We start from the raw sequence: 19418 nt of genomic DNA on the forward strand, positions 1-19418 counted from the left end.
ACGCGTCACGCACGCGTCACGCTCGGGCACTGCGCATTCACGTTCCCCGATCTCCTCCCGGGAAACGCGAAGACCCGCATTTATGCAAAACGCCTCGACAGCGTCAATCAATTGTCGGGTGGGTTCGGCACAAATGTCTCAAAAATCTGTTTTGTCGGACAAATAGCATTGACGACGACGGCGCCAGGATATTAGCTGGGCATCGGAGGAAGAGCATGCTGATCCTTGTTACCGGTGCAACGGGCAAGGTCGGGCGGCACTTCATCGCTGGGCTGCTTGACGATCCGCGATTTTCCGAGACCCGCATCCGCGCGCTTTGTCACAACCGCTCCGTCGATGAAGGCGACCGCATCGAGATCGCCCGCGGCTCGATCGCCGACCGCGACGTCGTTGCCAACGCGCTTGTCGGCGTCACCCACGTCGTGCACCTCGCCACATGCAAGGAAACGCCAGCTGACGTGATGGACGTCGCCATCAAGGGCCTGTTCTGGCTGCTCGAGGCGTTTCGGCTCAGTCCAACCGCCCGACAGTTCATCCTCATCGGCGGCGACGCGGCGATCGGTCATTTCCACTACCGCAACGATGCGCCCCTCACCGAGGCGGCACGCTATCAGGCCTATCCCGGCAGCTATGCGCTGTCGAAGGTGCTCGAAGAGGTCATGCTGGAGCAGTTCGGCATCCAGTATGGCCTTAACTGGTGCTGCCTGCGCGCGCCGTGGATCATGGAGAAGGACGACTTCCGATACACGCTGTCTTTCGGTGACGACGTCTTTGGCGGCCCGGACTGGAAGACACTGGTGCCGGAGGCAGACGCCAGGCGTCATGCCAGGGCGGGCACCGTGCCGCTGCTGCGGGATGCCGACGGGCAGCCGCTGAAACGCAACTTCGTCCATGTCGACGACCTGGTGTCGGCGATCCTTGCGGCGATCGACAATCCGCGCGCCAGGCAGCAACTCTTCAACGTCTGCATGGATCGTCCGGTCGATTATGGCGAGGTCGCCCGCCACCTCGCCCGCACCCGTCACCTCGCCTCGGTCGACATTGCGAGCCGGTACCACTCGAACTGGATGGACAATGCCAAGGCCCGGCACCTGCTTGGCTGGCAACCCCGATACGACCTCGAAATGCTCATCGACTCGGCCTGGCAATACGAGCGTTCGGAGAACGATCCGCGCATTGTCTGGTATCCGGGTTGATTTCGTCGCGGGCACGCCGTGCCCGTTTGTTCAAATGGGAGGAAACAATGAGGAAGGCATTATTGCTTGCTACCGCTGTCCTGGCACTCAGCGCTGGAAACGCGTTCGCCAAGAAGCAGCTGGTCATCGTCGTCAAAGGCCTCGACAACCCGTTCTTCGAAGCCATCAACCAGGGTTGCCAGAAGTGGAACAAGGAAAACGCCAGCTCGGAATATGAATGCTTCTACACCGGTCCGGCATCGACGTCGGACGAGGCTGGCGAAGCGCAGATCGTCCAGGACATGCTGGGCAAGGCCGACACCGCCGCCATCGCCATTTCGCCGTCGAACGCCAAGCTGATCGCCCAGACCATCAAGACCGCCAACCCGACTGTTCCGGTCATGACGCTGGACGCCGATCTCGCCGCCGAGGACGCCGCACTGCGCAAGACCTATCTCGGCACCGACAACTACCTGATGGGCGCGCGCATCGGCGAATACATCAAGAAAGCCAAGCCCAGTGGCGGCAAGATCTGCACCATCGAAGGCAATCCGGGCGCCGACAACATCCTGCGCCGCGCCCAGGGCATGCGCGACACGCTGACCGGCCAGAAGGGCCTGACCGAACTGAAGGGTGAAGGCGGCTGGACCGAGGTTGCCGGCTGCCCTGTCTTCACCAATGACGACGGCGCCAAGGGCGTCCAGGCGATGACCGACATCCTTGCGGCCAATCCCGACCTCGATGCCTTCGGCATCATGGGCGGCTGGCCTCTGTTCGGCGCCCCGCAGCCCTATCGCGACCTGTTCAAGCCGATGGCCGACAAGATCGCCAAGAACGAGTTCGTCATCGGCGCTGCCGACACGATCGGCGACGAAGTGGCGATTGCCAGGGAGGGCCTCGTCACTGCGCTGGTCGGCCAGCGGCCGTTCGAAATGGGCTACAAGGCACCGAGTGTCATGATCGACCTGATCGAAGGCAAGACGGTCGATGATCCGGTCTTCACCGGCCTCGACGAGTGCACCAAGGACACGGTCGATACCTGTATCCAGAAATAGGTGCAGGCCAGAAGTAGGTGCAGTTCGGAGCGCCCGGCTCGCCGGCGCTCCGACAAGCCTGCGCGGTTGATGTCGCGCGCGGACGGTTCCGCCGCCCGAGCCGGCTTTTGCTGCACCAATCAGAACGGAATTGATCCAGCAGAGATCAACTCGGTCGATGGCAGACGGAACGTCCAAAAGGCCTGAGGAAACGGTCGCCGACCGCCCGCCGGCGATGCGTCGCCCCAACGCCGCGCGCATGAGCGGCTCGAGCGTACACGCCTGGCTCGCCAGCGAGATCGGCCTCCGGATCGTGCGCGGCGACTATCCGCCTGGCACCATCCTGCCGAACGAGGCGAAGTGGTCCGAGACCTTCGATGTCAGCCGCTCGGCCGTGCGCGAGGCGATCAAGATGCTGATGGCAAAGAGCCTTTTGGCATCGCGTCCCAAGGTCGGCAGCTGGGTCGAACCGAAGGATCGCTGGAACCTGCTCGATCGTGATGTGCTGAGCTGGTATGCAGCCTCGCCTGATCGCGAAGCCTTCCTGCGCACAGTGCAGGAGTTCCGCCACATCATCGAGCCGGAGGCCGCCGCCTTCGCCGCGGAACGCCACAGCGAGGCGCAGATGGGCGAGATCAGCCAGAGCTGTCGCGACATGGGCCAGGCGACATCATTGCAGGAACGCACCCAGGCAGACACGCGCTTTCACCTTGCCATATTGCGTGCATCCGGCAACGACCTTCTGGTGCCGCTGGGCGTGCTGATCGAATCCGCGCTCCATCACCTCTTCACCTTCGTGACGCAGGAGATCAGGGACGAACGCGCCCAGAGCCTGCATGAAGCGATCGAGACGAACATCCGGCTGCGGCGCCCCAGGGCGGCGCGCAACGCCGTGCACAGGCTGCTGGCCGACACCGACGACGTGATCGCCCGCTCGGGACGGTAGACGCCTGTTCCGCGACGGGTTCACTCAGCTCTTTTCCGGCGGCGCCAGGTCGACGCCGTTGATTTGCCCGATATGTGTCGCCAGCATCGGCACGTAGCGTTCGCCTCCGCCGGCGGCGACGGCGCCGGCAAACGCGTTCTTGGCGGCATTTCCCAGCGGGTTCACCATGCCGACGGAATCGGCCATCGATTCGAGATAGGTCAGGTCCTTGACCGCATTGGCCAGCGTAAACTTGTGGGCGTCGCGATCCCCTTCGAGGGTCCAGCGCATGAAGGTCTGATAGAAACCGCAGTCCATGCGGCCGTTGCGGATGACGCTGTCGAAGCGGGCGGGCGAGATGCCGACCTTGCCGGCCAGGGCGAGCGCCTCGGAATAAAGTGCTGCATAGCCGAGCGACAGGAAATTGTTCAACAGCTTCATCCGGTGGCCGTCGCCGGTTTGGCCGACATGGACGACACGCCCGGCCCAGGTGTCGAACACCGGTTTCAGCCGGGCAAACATCGTATCGGAAGCGCCGACCATCGTGTCCAGCGTGCCCTCCCACGCCTCCTTCGGCGTGCGGCTCAACGGTGCGTCGACCAATGTGACGTCGACAGCGGCAAGCTCGGCTGCCAGCGCCATCGTCGACACCGGGTCGGACGTCGAACAATCGACAACCACCGAACCCGGCTTCAGCGCCTGCTTCAGCCCACTTGGGCCGCGGACGACGTCTTCGACCTGCCGCGAGCCGGTGACGCAGACAAAAATGACGGTCGAGCGGGCGGCAACCTCGGCCGCGGTCGAGACCTCGACGGCGCCGCGGGCGATCATGTCTTCGGCCGGGCCGCGGTTCCTGCGGCCGAGGAAGGTCAGCGGATAGCCCTTGTCGACGATGTTCCTGGCAATGCCATGCCCCATCAGGCCAAGGCCGATGAAACCGATCTGCTCGGTTGATCTGGTGCTGTTAGCCATCTTCCCTACCCTCCGGTCGCAGGTTGAATTCGGCGCAGTCGTCACCGATGATATTGTCTGACAATATCCAATGATCTGGCAGAATGTGGAGGACAAAATGTCGAAGCGGATCATCTTTACCGGCGGCAGCGGCAAGGCCGGCCGCCACGTCGTCCAGTACCTTGTCGACCAGGGGCATCAAGTTCTCAATCTCGACGCCAGGCCGCTCGACAATCCAAAGGTCCGGACGCTGATCACCGACATCACCGACAGCGGCCAGCTCTTCAACGCGCTGACCAGCTATATGGGGCTGCACGAGTTCGACCCGTCGTTGCGGCCGCAGCCCGTCGACGCCGTCGTGCATTTCGCCGCCATTCCTCGGATCATGCTCACACCTGATAACGAGCTGTTCCGCATCAACGCGCTCGGCACCTACAACGTCATCGAGGCGGCGGTGAAACTCGGCATCCGCAAGATCATCATCGCCTCGAGCGAGACGACCTATGGTCTTGTCTTCGCCAATGAGCCGCGAAACCCGCACTATTTTCCGCTCGATGAGGACTATGACGTCGATCCGATGGACAGCTATGCCCTCTCCAAGGTCGTCAATGAAAAGACGGCACGGGCCTTTGCACTGCGCAGCGGCTTCGACATCTATGCCTTGCGGATCGGCAACGTCATCGAGCCGCACGAATACGAGCTGTTTCCGAAGTGGTTTGCCGATCCGGGTTTCCGCAAGCGCATCGCCTGGAGCTACATCGACGCGCGTGACCTGGGTCAGATCACCGACCTCGCGGTCAAGACCGACGGCCTGGGCTATCAGGTCTTCAACGCGGCCAATGACGACACCTCGTCCGACCTGCCGACACAAGAGCTGCTCGAGCGGTTCTATCCCGGCGTGCCGTTGAAGCATGAACTCGGCGCATTCGAAACGCTGCTGTCCAATCGCAAGGCCAAGGAGGTCCTGGGTTTCCGCAGCCAGCACAGCTGGCGAAAATACGTCTCGCAAAACTGATTGGCCGGCGCCGGGAAGCGACGCTTGACACTTGGGATGGCGCACCACTCTGTTGCGAAGGCGGCCCGAAATTCCAGCATCGGCCAGACGACAACAGGAAGACGACAACAGGAAGACCAATGGCCTCGAAGCCGACAGACGCACTCATCACCGACAAGCCGCTGGCGAGCCGCCGAACCGACGCCACGCGTATTTCGGGCGCCAGCGTACATACCTCCCTTGCCAGCGAGATCGGCCTCAGGATCGTTCGCGGCGACTATCCCCCCGGAACGATCCTGCCCAACGAGGCCAAGTGGACCGAAATCTTCGATGTCAGTCGTTCCGCGGTGCGCGAAGCGATCAAGATGCTGATGGCCAAGAGCCTGCTGGCCTCCCGCCCCAAGATCGGCAGCTGGGTGGAGCCCAAGGAGCATTGGAACCTGCTCGACCGCGACGTCCTGAGCTGGTACGCCGCCTCGCCCGACCGCGAAGGCTTTCTCAGGACGGTGCAGGAGTTCCGCCACATCATCGAGCCGGAAGCGACGGCACTGGCCGCCGAGCGCCGGACCGAAGCGCAGATGGCTGAAATCAGCCAGGCCCTTCACGACATGGGCAATGCCGCTTCGCTGCAGCACCGGACACAGGCCGACACACGCTTTCACGTGGCAATCCTGCGCGCCTCGGGCAACGACCTTCTGGTGCCGCTCGGTGTCCTGATCGAATCTGCCTTGAACCACCTGTTCGTTCACGTGACCCGCGAGGACAGCAGCCTGCTGCGCGCGCAGAAACTGCACGAGAACATCGAGAAGTGCATTCGGCTGCAGAAGCCGAATGCCGCGCGCAACGCGGTCCGCAAGCTTCTGGCGAATACCGATGAGATCATCGCTCGACGAGCAAGATAGGGGCTGCAGTCACCTCGCTCTTTGGCGCCAAGATCCGCCATTGCCTGTTCCGGACCTTCGACCCGGCCGAACGCATCGACACCGGACTGCATGATCTCTGGTATCCAAAGAACGCCGGCTTCCGCGAATAACGCAGCGGGCTCAACCTCTATCATCTGAAGATGAACGACCCGGCCCGGCGCAGCGCCCGGCGCGACCTCCTCTCGACCCGCACCGCCGCGACCAGGCCGTCGGTTACCTCGCCGACGAAACCGGCGTGCAGCTCGAGCCCATCCCGGCCGACCGTCCTTATCATCGGCCTCATGTCGACGATGGCGGCCTGTGGATGTTCGACCTCCGCGACAAGGCCGGCGCAGAAGGATGGCAGGGCTAGGCTTGTCCAGCTGAGATCACTCTGCCATTCAGGCCTGCGGCGGCCGGATGCCGCCGAAACAACCACATCACAAAGCGGCTTCTCATCGGCCGACGAGCTTCGGCGGCAATGCGCCCCGTTGCGGTCGTTCAGCTGCCCGCGATCGGATACTGAAACTTGTCTTTTCAAGTTCATGAGAGGACCGCGCAGGGCGCCAAAAGCGTCAGGGGTGGTGTCGTTTCTGCGCTGTTCGTGGTGCCGTATCAGAGACAACTCGACCATCCTCCAGCACAAGGATACGGTCTGCGCGTTCGAGTATCCGGCTGTCGTGGGTGACAAGGAGAGTGGTCGTGCCGCGGCTGCGGCCGAGGCGCTTGAGGAGATCCACGACTTCGGATGCACTGTCGGCGTCGAGCGCGGCGGTGGGCTCGTCAGCCAGCACGAGTGCCGGGTTGCCAACGAGTGCGCGGGCAACGGCCACGCGTTGCTTCTGTCCGCCCGAGAGGTTGGCGGGCAGATAGTTGATTCGATCGGACAGGCCCACGAGTTCAAGGACATGGACCGCTGCCTTGTGTGCGAGTTCATCCGAAACATCACCATGAACCTGAACGCCCATGATCACGTTCTGCAAGGCCGTCAGGCTCTCATGCAGATTGTGCGCTTGGAAAATGAAGCCGAGGCGCCGTCTCAGCGTCATCAGCGTGGTTTCACGGGCACCGTTCAGTTGCTCCCCGAGCAGGCGCACAGATCCGTCCTGCACGCCGCGAAGACAACCGAGCAGGGTAAGCACCGTCGTCTTGCCGGAGCCGGATGGCCCCATGAGCACGGTGAAGCTTCCAGCCTCGATCGCGAAATTGAGATCGTAGAGCGCCTGCTTGCGGGCATCGCCTATGCCGAACCAGTGGTTAAGCCCACGGACTTCGATGACGTCGCGATCTGGCGTTTCCATGATCAGAAGAGGTCCGCCGGATCTGCGGCTGCGACGCGTCTGGTGGCGATCGCGCCCGACAGGGACGAAACTGCGATCGTTCCGACGAAGACAGAAGCCGCCATAACGAGCGTCATCGATAGCGGCAGCGTCGTCACCTTTGCCATTACAGTCAGAATTGTCGTGCCGACGATCAGGCCCGGGATGAAGCCGAAGACACCGAGGATCAACGCTTCCTCGAATACGATGCCCAGAAAGAACCGCGAGCCATATCCCATGGCCTTGAAGGTCGCGTATTCCCGCAAGTGGTCCGCCACATCGGTGGAGAGTACCTGATAGATGATGATCAGGCCAACCAGTATGCCGATAAAGACGCCGAACCCGAATATCACGCCGGTTGGACGTCGCGTCTGCTGGTACCGCAAATCCTCGGCCATCGCGTCTGCATAGCTGCGGATGCGCAGCGAGGAATCCGAGATCTGGCCGCGCAGCTGTTCCGACACTTCGTCCACTGACGTGCCGGGTCTCGTGCGCAGGAGGATGTGATCGGGCGCGGCCGAGCTTCGCGCGGGAAACAGCGACAGGAAGGTCTGGTCGGAGACCAGCATGTAGCCGTCGCCGCCGAACCCTCCACCGCCGGAAAACGTGTTGTAGGCCTTGATGGTGCGGCCGTCAGTCTCGAAGGAGAGCGGCGTCTGCGGCCGGATGGCGACAGCTTCGTCTCGCGTAATTCCGCGCGCGAGCCTGTCCAGGATCGCCGCGTCGTTCACCTGCAGCAGGTTCAGGTCGGCCGCAATCTTGGGCGAGATGAAGTCCTGCTTGAACGGATCTATCCCGAATGTTGTGAGGCTGATGTCCGTCTGTCCGCGGTCCCAGGGCACATTGGCGACAAAGAGGCCCATGCCTGCGATGACGTCCGGATTTGCCAGCGCCTGCAGCATCCACTGGCGGGCAACGTTCCCCCCGTCCGCGATCGCATTGGCGTCGGCCGCCGAAATGATGATGTCGGCCCGAAAAAACTCATACGGTCTGAGCGTCGCAACGGCCATCGAGTTCATTATGCCGAGCTGGACGAAGACCAGTACGTTGGCGAAGGCGACACCCGCGATCGCAGCCGCGAAGCGAGTGCGATTATGGGTCAGCTGCAACCAGCCGATAGGGAGCCGCCCAAAGAGCCGTTGCAGCAGGCGGCTCATCGTGCGGCCCGTGTCGCCGCTGACGTGTCGATGCGGGCAATAGCCTCCAGGTTGGTATAGCCCGAAGCCAGCTTCGTCGACGAGGCGTCAAGAGCCACGAGGATGCGAATGACCCTCGCATCGGTGTTCGCGGCGGCATCGTCGGAGATGAGGCCCTGTCGGCCAACAGTCAGGCCGATGCTTTCCACCGTTCCCAGCAATGTCCGCCCCAGCGCGCTGGCGACCAGTTCCACCGGCTGGCCGGCTCGAACGCTGGCAATCCGGTCCTGATAGATCTCGACCTCCGCCATCATTTGGCTGGTGTCACCCATCTCCATGATCCCTTCCGTCGGTGGTCGCTGCCCCGGCGTCGCGTGAATATCGAGGATCGTTCCTGCAATAGGCGCGACAACGAGCGCCCGCTGCGTGTCGAGCTTCACCCGGGCAAGATCGGCCTCGGCGGCAGCAACGTTGCGGCCGGCGACAACCACGTCCGGCTGCTCGTCGGGGTGAACCGAGGAAAAACGGGCGAGCGTTGCCTCGGCACGCGTCACGCTGAGCGCGGCACCCTGGACGGCCGCGCGCACCGTATCGAGCGTAGCGCCGGTCGCAACCCCGCTACCGGCAAGCTTCCCGGTGCGATCGAGATTGGCTTCGGCTTCACGCAGATTGGAGCGAGCCTGGTCGAGCGTCGCCTGCGCCTCGTCGCGGCTCGACAAGACGGTGCTGCGGGTCTGAAGCAGTGCAGCCTGACGTACCGCCAGATTTGCCTCAGCGAGAAGAACGGCGCTTTCGAGTGCGTCGCGGTTGTCCAGGCGCGCCAGTGGCGTGCCCCGGTCGACCCAATCGCCGACACCGACGAGCAGTTCGGAAAGCCTGGCATCTCCGGCCCCGTAAGGCGCTGCAACGATCGAGACGTCACCGCGCGGTATCACGCGGGCGAGCCCCACGACGTCGGACGGCAGCATCGTTTCGGCCAACTGCGCCGGCAACTCGATATTGGGAGGCAGCGCGATTGGCGAGGCTGATCCCGCACCCGGCGTCAGCCCGGTAATCTCATAGAATTTCTGGAGGGGTACGGGCTGGAAGTACATACCCAGGACGCCGCCCAAGAACATGAAGACCGGTATCAGCAGGACGAGCAAATATCGTTTGTGGAACCACCGGCCGCTGCGACGCGGCATGCCATCCGCAAGCTTTAGATCCATGGGCAGATCGCTGCCCGGCGTTGCTGACATATCCCTTCCTTTTTCTGCGTCCGGCGAGTGGCCGACGCTTTGTCCAGTTTGCGTGCGAGACGGCGCGTAGGCACCACAATCCGACGCCAGCCTATCACCTGGCCTGCGGATCCGAATTGACGCAGAGCAAGCGCACGAAAACGCGGAAACGAACGATTTTTGAGAAGGCAGACGATCCCGACCGCCGCGACCAGGCCATTGGCTATGATGACCTCGCCGCCAAAACCGGCGTGCGGCTCGAACCGGCCGGCCGCAAGCTCGAACGTCCGGCGACGCGATTTTGATTTCGATCAAGGACAGCTTGCGGGATGGCCTTATCGTGTCAACATGGTTTGGTTGTGCGATGAACTCCGGCTTCTGGCGACGGCGCTGATTTTGAGCCTGGCGTTGGCGCTTGGCGTCGGCGCTGCGGCGGTTGCCGCTTTGCCCGGCACGTCCGTCGAACAACTGCACCATCTGGCCATCGTCCATCCTGCATCGATCGCGCACGACGCCGACGGGCAAGAGCCGTGCGATGATCGGTTCGCCGATTGCTGTTCAAGCCTGGCGCATTGCAGCGGCATTGCCCTCGTGGCGCCGGCTGACGCGCCCGGCTTTGCCGGTTCCGCGCACCGGACCTGGACCTTGGCAGGAGCGCAATGCCTCCACGGCATCGATCCGCTCGTCAACCGCCATCCGCCCCGCGACCTCGGCTGACACAAGCGACCTTGACGGCCGCGGCGTTTCGCTTCTCACCCGCGCACTGCCCTGCATTGCACCGTTGTCCGGCGTCTCGTCACCACCCATTCAATCCAGCACAACGCAAAGGGAGAAGACCCATGCGCGTTACCAGGCCCCTGTTCATGGCGGCGCTGTTCCTCAGCCTCGCCAATCCTGCGATCGCCCAGACCGACCCGCATCACCCCGAGGGGGCCGATACCCCCTCTGCCACGACCGGGACACCGGCAGGCAACATTGCCCAGCTTCCTGCCCCGCCCGCAGCCAACGCGACGGCCCAATGCCCGGACATGATGGGCATGATGAAGGGCGGCGGGGGAGCAGCCATACCGATGATGCAAATGCACATGATGACGATGATGCAGATGCACCTGCAACTCATGCAGCAGATGCAGAGTGGCGGGATGATGCAGCCAGGCGCCGGCGGCTCGCCGCAGATGCAGATGATGGAGATGATGCGGTCCATGCAGATGATGCAGATGGACATGATGCGGATGATGCGGCAGATGCAGAAGGACATCCCCGCACCCGAGGCCCCTGCTGAGGGAGACATGCCATGACCGACATCGTCAATAGACGCACGCTGTCGATGCTGGGGCTGGCAATGGCGGCCAGCGCAGCGCTGATCGTGCTGTTCGTCCTGTGCGCGCTCGTGGGAGTGCTGTTTCCCAGCCTGCAGGTGACGCATGCCTGGGTAGGACTGTTCACGCTCGCACCCGTGACGTCGCCCCAGGCTTGGCTCGAAGGCATTTTCTTCAGCCTCGTTTTCGGCATCATTGCAGGCGCGATCGTGGCTGCGGTGCATAACGCCGTCGCGGCACGCGGACTGTGAGACGGGCCGGCCGCAGGGCCGGCGCGGTCTCAATGACCAGCAGCGGCAGTTCCATGCCATCCACCCAACCGCGACCGTCCAGTCGCGGTTGGAACAGCATCAGACGACTGCAACCACCTCTCCCACAAGGCGGCCGGCATGATGTCGACCTTCGGCTGCCGACCCCGAGGCCCGAGCGTGAAAAGCGTCACCCTCGAAGTCACCGACTTGCAGAGCATATGTCTCGGCATGTTTCGCATGGCTGACCATGCCTGCCTCGCGGGACTGGGAAGAAAGGTCCGGACCAGCACGATGCCTGTGCTGCCAATTGATCCCGATCAAGGGCGCGATCGCCGCCGCGTGTCAGTCTGCCGTCCATGACAAACTGGTACGTGATCACCGGCGGACCGAGTTCGGGCAAGACGACGACCATCGAATTGCTCGCCAAGCGTGGCTATCGCACCACGATCGAGCACGCACGGCACTTCATCGACACGCAGCGCGTTACCGGACGGACGGTCGCCGAGATACGGGCCAACCAGCGCGAGTTCCAGAAGGGCGTTCTCAAGATGCAGATCGAGCAGGAAGGAATGCTCGACCCGGACGAGGTCTGCTTCCTCGACCGCGCGCTGCCCGATGCCTTGGCCTACTACCGCTTCCTGTCGCTCGAGCCGGAGCCGGAACTGATCGAAGCGCTGAAAACCGCCTCCTACCGGAAGGTGTTCGTCCTCGACCCGCTGCCGCTCGCCAGGGACTATGCGCGGACCGAAGACACCGGTGCACAACACCGGATCCATGCGTTGCTGATCGACGTGTACCGGTCCCTCGGCTTCCCTCTCGAAACCGTGCCGCCATTGCCTGCCGATGAGCGGGTGGAGTACATCCTGCGCCGGCTCGCTGCAGCATGAAGCGCGCTTCCACCGGCCGCCCCAACCATCGGCGCGGGGGTCAGCAGGCCAAACGCCCTGTGGTCGATCAGCGCGAGCGCGACACATCGCTCAGCGAAGCTGACGCGTGCCGTCATCAGTCAACTCGACGTGTCAAAACGTCGTTCGCACGCCCCAAAGGACGCGCCGCGCTGCTTAGAACGTGAACCACAGTGCTGGAGGATAGGACGGGGCTTTGCCGGTTTTATCGGCCGGTTCTGTGATCGCATCGAAAGCGGGCCTGACCGATCCGGTGGACCTTTTGTCGAGAGCCGGCGGGCTTTCCTCTGATATGACCGCTTTCTTTTTGACCACAACTGTTTTCGTATCCGCCTGTGCCTCATGCGACAGTACGAGCGATGCAAGAAGTACAGGCAATGCAAGAAGTACAGGCAATGCAAGAAGTGCAGATAGCGCGCGTTTCATGATCAGCCCTCCCTAAGCGAACTGGTAGTTGCGCTTGGTGTCATAGTGTCGGTTGCCTGGCAGCCGCAGGGGCGGCTGCGCTGCTCAACGGCAAGAGAGCCGGACTGAGCGCGACAGGCCTAAGTTAATGCTACGATAAGGCTGCGTTCTATGCGGAAAACGAAAGAGCAGGACAGATCGCGCAAACATCGCGAAAGCGGCAAACCGCCCTCACCTGCTGTGTCGTCGATGTCCTGAACCGCGACGCAAGGCGTCGCGTGGGGCCTCACCGAATGCCGCCTTGTAGTCGTGCGCGAAGCGGCTGGGATTGGTGAAGCCGAACCGAAGGGCGAGGTCGGTGACCGTGCCCGCGATGTCGCCGGTCCTGAGCGCGTCGCGCACCGCGACGAGGCGGGCGAGGCGGATCGCTTCCAGGGGCGTCGTCTCGCGGAACCGCCGGAAGCCAAGCTGCAGGCTGCGCACACTGCACCCCGCCGCCGCCGCCACCTCGTGCAGCGCGATGGGCTCTTCGACATGGGCGTGGATATAGGCCTCCGCCCGCCGTATGATTCCCGGGACAGCGGGGCTGCCTGCCCGGGCAAGATGATCCGAATGGTTGTGAGGGAGTGCGCGCAGCAGTGTGTAGAGCATGAGGTCGATGAAGGAGTGGCTGGCGAGTTCGCTGCCCGCAAAGGGTGTCGGCGCGCGAAGCTCCTCCACCATCAGCTCCATGAGGCGCCTCAAGCGCTGCGCCGGCACAGCATCCCAGTCGAAGACCGGCTCAAAGGCGATGTCCTTCGTCACGGGCCCACCCAGCAACGCAGCCAATCGCTGGTTCAGGCTCGTCGCAGGAATCCAAACCGAAAGTCGCTCGTGGCTCCCGGTCGCGGACAGCGTCGTTCCGGGCTCGCCGCGGTATACCAGGCCCACGCTGCGGTCGATTCCAGGCACTGTCCGAGCGCCCGGCGCGCCGCCGAACTTCAAGGCGCCCCTGCTCACGGCGGTGAGGCAGTAGTCGGGTATGCCGGATCCGGTGACGGTCAGCGTCGCGGCGAGCCGATCCGCAACATAGGCGACATCCAGATCGCCGACCCCGCTCGCGCCCCGGACCGAAAAGAATTTCGGGGTCCGGTCGGCCCCGGTCCTTTCCTGGATCCTATAGCGCAACAGCTTGAAATGAGGCTTGAGGAAGTGCGGCTGGAGCCGCGGCCAATACACGCCGCCTTCCAGATCCTGCAGGTCGCCTATGCGTGCGAGCCTGAACCCTTCCGGCTCCTCGCCATAGGGCAAAGCAGGATTGTTCGGATCGGTCCCAGCCTGCATTGCCCACCGCAATCGGTTCGAGCGCGGATCGGTTGCTGATGACAGGATGCCGATGTCAGCAAACCGAATTGTGACAACCATATTACAGAGGCAGCTAAAATGCCATTGATGAGGACAAGCACGCAATCCGCGTCCGCCGCGATGAAGGCGATGAGGGAGGCCCACAGCGCCGTTCCATTGGAACAGGTTGCGATCGAGACGGCGGCCCGCCGGTCTTCTGCTCCGGCTGCATGTGCCCATGACCGAAAAACGCATGCTGCAGATCGGTCCCGCGCCCCCATTTGCGCAGAACATTCTCATGGATGTCGAGGCGCCTTGATCGGACTGTCTGGATCCGGCCCAAAGCTGCCACCAGGCTAGGCCAGAAAATCGTCGACGATCATCTCCGCGACCTTGACGAAGCGCGTTGCCGCGCCGCCAGGCCCGGCGCTGCGCCAGTTGGTCCTGGCGCCTTCGACCAGAAGCGTCAACGCATCGACCATCAGCTCGGCGTCGGCAGCACCCGCTGCTTCGCAGAGCTCGACCAGGCGCACGCGGTACAGGTTGCGAAGCTCCTCGACGAACTGCCGAGCCGGGTGGTCGATCTCGACCAGTTGGGCTGCGGCATCCAAGAGCTCGCAATTGCAATGTTCGACGGTGACGAATTCGCCGGCGCAGCGGACCCAGTCGCGCAATTGCGCCTTGGCATCCCCGGGATTGGCCGCCTTGATGCCCTCCCAGAAGGCGTCGGCCTCGGCGGCCGCCTCCTTGAGGCAGACGAACACCAGGTCGTCCTTGGAGCCGAAATGGCGGTAGAGCGTCATCTTGTTGCTCTCGGCCGCCTCGGCGATGGCATCGACACCAATGCCCTTGATGCCGTGCTTTCGGAACAGGTCGCGCGCAGCGTCGATGATCCGCTCTCTCGGGGGACATTTGACAGCAACTGTCATCAACGTTTCCTCGCTTCCAGTCTTGTCGCTGGAACGCCCTTGACAATGTTACCGATCCGTAACATTTATCCTGTTACTAGATAGTAACATCCATCGTCTGAAGTCAATATCGGGTTGTTCAGGAGCAGCGCACGGTTCCGTGCGCTGCATCGGTTTTTCGTTGCCATCTCCCAGGGCAGCCATCGACCATCACGAGCCGCCTCGGAGAGAGCCATCATGGTCAACTTCTTCATTTTGCGGCCGATCTTCGCTTCGGCGATCGCCATCATCATGGTGCTGGCCGGCGCCATTTCCTACTTCCTGCTGCCGGTCTCGCAGTTTCCCGACATCACCCCACCGCAGATCGTGGTTGCCGCCAACTATCCCGGCGCCAGCGCCCAGGTGGTGGCCGACACGGTGACGACGCCGCTGGAGCAGCAGCTCAACGGCGTGCCCGGCATGCTCTACATGTCGTCGACGAGCTCGAACGACGGCTCGGCGCGCATCACCATCTCGTTCCAGGTCGGTTATGACGTCGACATCGCCGCCATGGATGTGCAGAACCGCGTCTCGCAGGCGGCCCCCTCCCTGCCGGCTTTGGTCAACCAGACCGGCGTCACCGTCATCAAGCAGAACCCCAACTTCAACGTGCTGGTCAATCTCAGCTCGCCTGACAAGTCGGTCGATTTCACCACTCTGTCGAACTACGCCTATCTGCAGATCCTCGACCCGATCAAAAGGCTGCCCGGCGTCGGCGACGTCCAGTTCTTCGGCGAGCGCCGTTATTCGATGCGCGTCTGGCTCGACCCGGACAAGATGGCGAGCCTCGGCGTCACCGCCGTCGATGTCCAGAACGTCATCCAGGAGCAGAACATCCAGGTCGCGGCCGGCAAGATCGGCCAGTCGCCGGCGCCGTCGGGCACGCCGTTCGAGATGCAGGTCAGTGCCGTCGGTCGCCTGAGCAACCCCGAGCAGTTCGGCGAGATCATCCTGCGCGTCGATCCCGAGACCCACGCCGCGATCCATCTGCGCGACGTGGCGCGCATCGAACTCGGCGCGCTGTCCTACTCCTCGTCCTTCAGCCTCGACGGCGAGGACAGCGTCGTGCTCGCGGTGCTCCAGGCCCCGGGCTCCAACGCGCTCGACCTGCAGGGCAGCGTCAAGGCCAAGATGGACGAGCTGTCGAGCCGCTTCCCCTCGGGCATGTCCTACAACATGTTCTACGACACCACGCGCTTCGTCTCGGCTGCCATGGATGACGTGATCACGACGCTCGTCGAAGCGTTGCTGCTCGTCGTCTTCGTCGTCTTCATCTTCCTGCAGAGCTGGCGCGCCACCATCATCCCGATCATCGCCATTCCGGTGTCGCTGATCGCCACATTGACGGTGATGTATCTGCTTGGCTTCTCGCTCAACATGCTGTCGCTGCTCGGCATGGTGCTGGCCATCGGCCTGGTCGTCGACGACGCCATCGTCGTCGTCGAGAACGTCGAACGCCAGCTCGAAGACGGCCATCCGCCGCTGGAGGCGGCAAAGATCGCGATGAAGGAGGTCACCGGCCCGATCATCGCAACGACGGGCGTGCTGCTCGCCGTCTTCGTGCCTGTCGCTTTCATTCCCGGCGTCGCCGGCCAGCTCTACAACCAGTTCGCGCTGACGGTGGCGATCTCCTTTGCCATCTCGGCCTTCAACTCGCTGACGCTCAGCCCGGCCTTGAGTGCCGTGTTCCTGCGCCATCGCGGCCCGCCGAAATTCATCCTGTTCCGCTGGTTCAATTCAGGCTTCCGCTGGCTGTCCGACGCCTATGCCGGCAGCATCCGCAGCTTCGTCCGCTGGCGCTGGGCCTTCATCGGCCTGTTCGCGCTGGCGCTTGCCGCAACCTACGCCCTGTCGCAGCGCATTCCCTCCACCTTCCTGCCGGTCGAAGACCAGGGTTATTTCTTCGTCGTGCTGCAATTGCCCGACGGCGCCTCGGTGGAACGGACGGCTGCGGTGGCCAAGAAATCGGAGGAGATTCTCCGCGCCCTGCCCGGCGTCGAATCCGTCGGCTCCGTCGTCGGCTTCTCCTTCCTCACCTTCGCCAACCAGTCCAATGCGGGTGTCCAGTTCGCCGTGCTCAAGCCCTGGGACGAGCGCGGCCCAGGCGAAAGTGCGACCGAGCTCAAGAACATCGCCCAGGGCAAGCTGATCCAGATTCCGGAAGCGCTGGTGCTGGCCTTCGACCCGCCCTCGATCCAGGGTCTGGGTGCGACCGGCGGCTTCGAGTTTCAGGTCGAGGACCTGACCGGCCGCGGCGCGGTCGCCCTCGACGAGGCGACGCAGGCCCTGCTTGCCGAGGCCCGCAAGCAGCCGGAGTTGAACCCGTTCACCCTGTTCACCACCTTCAGCACCTCGACGCCGCAATATTCCTACGACCTCGACCGCAACAAGGCCAAGCTGCTCGGCCTCGACCTGCCCGACATCTTCTCGACGCTGCAGATCTATCTCGGCTCGCTTTATGTCAACGATTTCAACCTGTTCGGCCGCACATTCCGCGTCACGCTTCAGGCCGAACAGCAGGCGCGCGCCTCAGCCACCGACATTTCCCGGCTCTATGTCCGCAGCCATTCCGGCGACATGGTGCCGCTCAGCACGCTGGGCGCGCTGAAGGCGGTTTCGGGACCGGAAACGGTCACCCACTACAACAATTATCCCTCGGCGCTGGTCAATGGCGCCGCCGCCGAAGGCTACAGCTCGAGCCAGGCGGTCGCCGCCATGGAGCGCGTCGCGGCAACCGCCTTGCCGCGCGACTTCGCCTTCGAATGGACCGGCATCACCTATCAGGAGATCCGCGCCGGCTCCATCGCCAACCTAGTCTTCGGCCTCGCCATCGTCTTCTGCTTCCTGGTTCTGGCCATGCAGTACGAAAGCTGGTCGATGCCCTTCGTCGTGCTGCTCGCCGTGCCGCTTGCCCTGCTCGGCGCATTGCTGGCGATCTGGCTGCGCGGCCTGCAGATCGACGTCTATTCGCAGATCGGCTTCGTCATGCTGATCGGCCTTGCCGCCAAGAATGCGATCCTGATCGTCGAGTTCGCCAAGCGTAGGCGCGAAGAAGGTGTCGAGATCGTCGCAGCCGCCGTCGAAGCCGCACGCCTCAGGCTGCGCCCGATCCTGATGACCGCCTTCGCCTTCATCCTCGGCGTCGTGCCGCTGATGCTGGCCTCAGGTGCGGGTGCGGCAAGCCGGCAGTCGATCGGCACCACCGTGTTCGGCGGCATGTTGATCGCCACCGTTTTGACGCTTGCCTTCGTGCCGATCTTCTACGTCGTCCTCGAAACCTGGCGTGAACGTTTCGCGCGCCGCTCGCAGCCCGCCCATGCGGCCGAGCCGGCCGAATAATCAGGAGTATTACGATGCGTATTTTCAAACTCGGCCTCAACGCCAGCCTTCTCGCTCTGGCTGTGGCGGGCGGCTACCTGCTTGCCCAGCATGGCTGGAACGTCGGCAGCACCTCTGCCGGTGCCGCCCCTTCGGCCCCGGCGCCCCAGGCCATGCCGGTGCCGGTGGTCGGCGTCGTCAAGAAGACGATCCCCATCTATCTCGAATATGCCGCGCGCACCGAGGCCATCCGCAACGTGACCTTGCGCGCCAAGGCGTCGGGCTATCTGCAGGAACAGCCGGTATCCGACGGCACTGATGTCAAGGCGGGCGACCTGCTCTACCGGATCGAGGCCTCGGACTATCAGGCAGCACTCGATCAGGCCAAGGCGCAGATCGAACGTGACCAGGCATCGCTCGAATACCTCAAGTCGAGCCTCACCCGCGGCAACAAGCTCGCCGACAACGGCTATCTCGCCAAGGACGGCTTCGACCAGCGCCGCAGTGCCGTGCGACAGGCCGAAGCCGCACTCGCCATATCGCGTGCAGCCTTGCGCACCGCCGAGATCAATCTGAAGAACACCGAGATCCGTGCCCCCTTCGACGGTCGCCTCGGACGCAACCAGGCACCCGAAGGCACGCTGGTCACCAGCTCCGCCGGCACGCCGCTGAACAATCTGGTCCAGCTTTCGCCTGTTTACATCACCTTCAACCCTGGCGAGACCGAGCTGGCCGAGATCCAGAAGGCCTTTGCCGACGGCACTGTCGACACCGAGGTCATCATCCCTGGCAGCGACGGCAAGCCGCGTCAGGGCAAGCTGACCTTCATCGACAATGCCGTCGAGCGCAACACCGGCACCATCGCCGCCCGCGCCACCATCGACAACCTCGATCTGTCTTTGCTGCCCGGCCAATATGTCCGCATCCGCCTGCACATCAGGGAACTGCCCAACGCGCTGATGGTGCCGCAGACCGCACTCGGCTCCAGCCAGTTCGGCAAATATGTCTATGTCGTCGGCAAGGACAACCTCGTCGAACAACGCGTCGTCGCCCTGGGCCCCACCGACGGCGAGCTGGTGACGCTGACGTCAGGCATCAAGGAAGGCGACAAGATCATCTCCGGCAATCTGCAGAAGATTTTTCCGGGTGCTGCGGTGCAGCCGCTGGATGGCGGCGGCGGTTGAGCGGGCTGCGGTTTGGCTAACGGGTGCGTGGGAGACGCGGGAACTGCAGGGATGGGCGGCTTCGCGCCTCATTCCGGACATAGAAGGCGCACTTAGGTTCTGCCTGAAAGCGG

Annotated in this window: 19 protein-coding genes; 11 read left to right on the plus strand and 8 right to left on the minus strand. The window is 63.3% G+C overall.

The window, feature by feature from the left end; genetic code table 11:
- The first annotated feature begins 215 nt into the window (after positions 1 to 215).
- The 3 genes from N7E70_RS21420 (at position 216) to N7E70_RS21430 (ending at position 3155) form a co-directional block, all read left to right on the plus strand.
- Positions 216 to 1196: an NAD-dependent epimerase/dehydratase family protein gene (locus N7E70_RS21420; RefSeq protein ID WP_263007551.1), complete on the plus strand. Its 981-nt coding sequence runs from the start codon at positions 216 to 218 to the stop codon at positions 1194 to 1196.
- Positions 1197 to 1243: 47 nt separating this feature from the next.
- The gene (locus N7E70_RS21425; RefSeq protein WP_263007552.1) at positions 1244 to 2230 is read left to right on the plus strand and encodes a substrate-binding domain-containing protein; all 987 of its coding nucleotides are present in this window, start codon (positions 1244 to 1246) and stop codon (positions 2228 to 2230) included.
- A gap of 157 nt (positions 2231 to 2387) precedes the next feature.
- Positions 2388 to 3155: a FadR/GntR family transcriptional regulator gene (locus N7E70_RS21430; RefSeq protein ID WP_182573621.1), complete on the plus strand. Its 768-nt coding sequence runs from the start codon at positions 2388 to 2390 to the stop codon at positions 3153 to 3155.
- A 24-nt stretch (positions 3156 to 3179) separates the two neighbouring features.
- Here N7E70_RS21430 and N7E70_RS21435 read toward each other — a convergent pair whose 3' ends face one another.
- A complete protein-coding gene (locus N7E70_RS21435; protein ID WP_263007553.1) occupies positions 3180 to 4106 on the minus strand; it encodes an NAD(P)-dependent oxidoreductase in 927 nt (308 codons plus the stop codon).
- Between the two features lie 97 nt (positions 4107 to 4203).
- Between N7E70_RS21435 and N7E70_RS21440 the strand changes: the two genes are divergently transcribed.
- Together N7E70_RS21440 and N7E70_RS21445 are read left to right on the plus strand one after the other, a co-directional pair.
- A complete protein-coding gene (locus tag N7E70_RS21440) occupies positions 4204 to 5100 on the plus strand; it encodes an NAD-dependent epimerase/dehydratase family protein (RefSeq protein ID WP_263007554.1) in 897 nt (298 codons plus the stop codon).
- A 119-nt stretch (positions 5101 to 5219) separates the two neighbouring features.
- A complete protein-coding gene (locus N7E70_RS21445; RefSeq protein ID WP_263007555.1) occupies positions 5220 to 5981 on the plus strand; it encodes a FadR/GntR family transcriptional regulator in 762 nt (253 codons plus the stop codon).
- Positions 5982 to 6132: 151 nt separating this feature from the next.
- On the opposite strand, the gene N7E70_RS21450 is transcribed toward N7E70_RS21445, so the two are convergent.
- From N7E70_RS21450 to N7E70_RS21465, 4 genes are read right to left on the minus strand one after another with little or no spacing between them, the layout of a single operon-like run.
- Positions 6133 to 6615, minus strand: coding sequence for a hypothetical protein (locus N7E70_RS21450; RefSeq protein ID WP_263007570.1), 483 nt, complete (start codon positions 6613 to 6615; stop codon positions 6133 to 6135).
- Positions 6557 to 7282, minus strand: coding sequence for an ATP-binding cassette domain-containing protein (locus N7E70_RS21455; RefSeq protein ID WP_067963645.1), 726 nt, complete (start codon positions 7280 to 7282; stop codon positions 6557 to 6559). Before N7E70_RS21455 ends, N7E70_RS21450 begins: the two co-directional genes overlap by 59 nt.
- Before the next feature lie 2 nt (positions 7283 to 7284).
- Entirely contained in the window at positions 7285 to 8457 is a 1173-nt protein-coding gene (locus N7E70_RS21460) for an FtsX-like permease family protein (protein ID WP_154387341.1), read from the minus strand.
- A complete protein-coding gene (locus tag N7E70_RS21465) occupies positions 8454 to 9674 on the minus strand; it encodes an HlyD family efflux transporter periplasmic adaptor subunit (RefSeq protein WP_263007556.1) in 1221 nt (406 codons plus the stop codon). The genes N7E70_RS21460 and N7E70_RS21465 overlap by 4 nt, the downstream gene beginning before the upstream one ends.
- Positions 9675 to 9878: 204 nt before the next feature.
- Between N7E70_RS21465 and N7E70_RS21470 the strand changes: the two genes are divergently transcribed.
- From N7E70_RS21470 to N7E70_RS21485, 4 genes are all read left to right on the plus strand, one after another.
- The gene (locus N7E70_RS21470) at positions 9879 to 10370 is read left to right on the plus strand and encodes a hypothetical protein (RefSeq protein WP_263007557.1); all 492 of its coding nucleotides are present in this window, start codon (positions 9879 to 9881) and stop codon (positions 10368 to 10370) included.
- Between the two features lie 122 nt (positions 10371 to 10492).
- Positions 10493 to 10951 carry a hypothetical protein gene (locus N7E70_RS21475; protein ID WP_067963658.1) on the plus strand — a complete coding sequence of 153 codons (459 nt, stop codon included), beginning with the start codon at positions 10493 to 10495 and terminating at the stop codon, positions 10949 to 10951.
- Positions 10948 to 11223 carry a hypothetical protein gene (locus N7E70_RS21480; RefSeq protein ID WP_067963662.1) on the plus strand — a complete coding sequence of 92 codons (276 nt, stop codon included), beginning with the start codon at positions 10948 to 10950 and terminating at the stop codon, positions 11221 to 11223. Before N7E70_RS21475 ends, N7E70_RS21480 begins: the two co-directional genes overlap by 4 nt.
- A gap of 356 nt (positions 11224 to 11579) precedes the next feature.
- The gene (locus tag N7E70_RS21485; protein ID WP_263007558.1) at positions 11580 to 12110 is read left to right on the plus strand and encodes an ATP-binding protein; all 531 of its coding nucleotides are present in this window, start codon (positions 11580 to 11582) and stop codon (positions 12108 to 12110) included.
- Positions 12111 to 12284: 174 nt separating this feature from the next.
- Here N7E70_RS21485 and N7E70_RS21490 read toward each other — a convergent pair whose 3' ends face one another.
- The 3 genes from N7E70_RS21490 to N7E70_RS21500 form a co-directional block, all read right to left on the minus strand.
- Complete coding sequence (locus N7E70_RS21490; protein ID WP_263007559.1) at positions 12285 to 12554, minus strand: hypothetical protein; 270 nt, start codon at positions 12552 to 12554, stop codon at positions 12285 to 12287.
- A gap of 210 nt (positions 12555 to 12764) precedes the next feature.
- Positions 12765 to 13937: a helix-turn-helix transcriptional regulator gene (locus tag N7E70_RS21495; RefSeq protein WP_263007560.1), complete on the minus strand. Its 1173-nt coding sequence runs from the start codon at positions 13935 to 13937 to the stop codon at positions 12765 to 12767.
- A gap of 275 nt (positions 13938 to 14212) precedes the next feature.
- Positions 14213 to 14785, minus strand: a complete 573-nt coding sequence (locus N7E70_RS21500; RefSeq protein ID WP_263007561.1) for a TetR/AcrR family transcriptional regulator — start codon at positions 14783 to 14785, stop codon at positions 14213 to 14215.
- A gap of 216 nt (positions 14786 to 15001) precedes the next feature.
- Here N7E70_RS21500 and N7E70_RS21505 point away from each other — a divergent pair, with 216 nt between their 5' ends.
- Both N7E70_RS21505 and N7E70_RS21510 read left to right on the plus strand, forming a co-directional pair.
- Positions 15002 to 18142 (plus strand): efflux RND transporter permease subunit, encoded by a 3141-nt coding sequence (locus N7E70_RS21505; protein ID WP_263007562.1) that lies wholly within the window; start codon positions 15002 to 15004, stop codon positions 18140 to 18142.
- A 14-nt stretch (positions 18143 to 18156) separates the two neighbouring features.
- Entirely contained in the window at positions 18157 to 19305 is a 1149-nt protein-coding gene (locus tag N7E70_RS21510; protein WP_263007563.1) for an efflux RND transporter periplasmic adaptor subunit, read from the plus strand.
- Positions 19306 to 19418 lie beyond the last annotated feature (113 nt).

The organism is Aminobacter sp. NyZ550, from assembly GCF_025628925.2.
Lineage (GTDB): Bacteria > Pseudomonadota > Alphaproteobacteria > Rhizobiales > Rhizobiaceae > Aminobacter > Aminobacter ciceronei.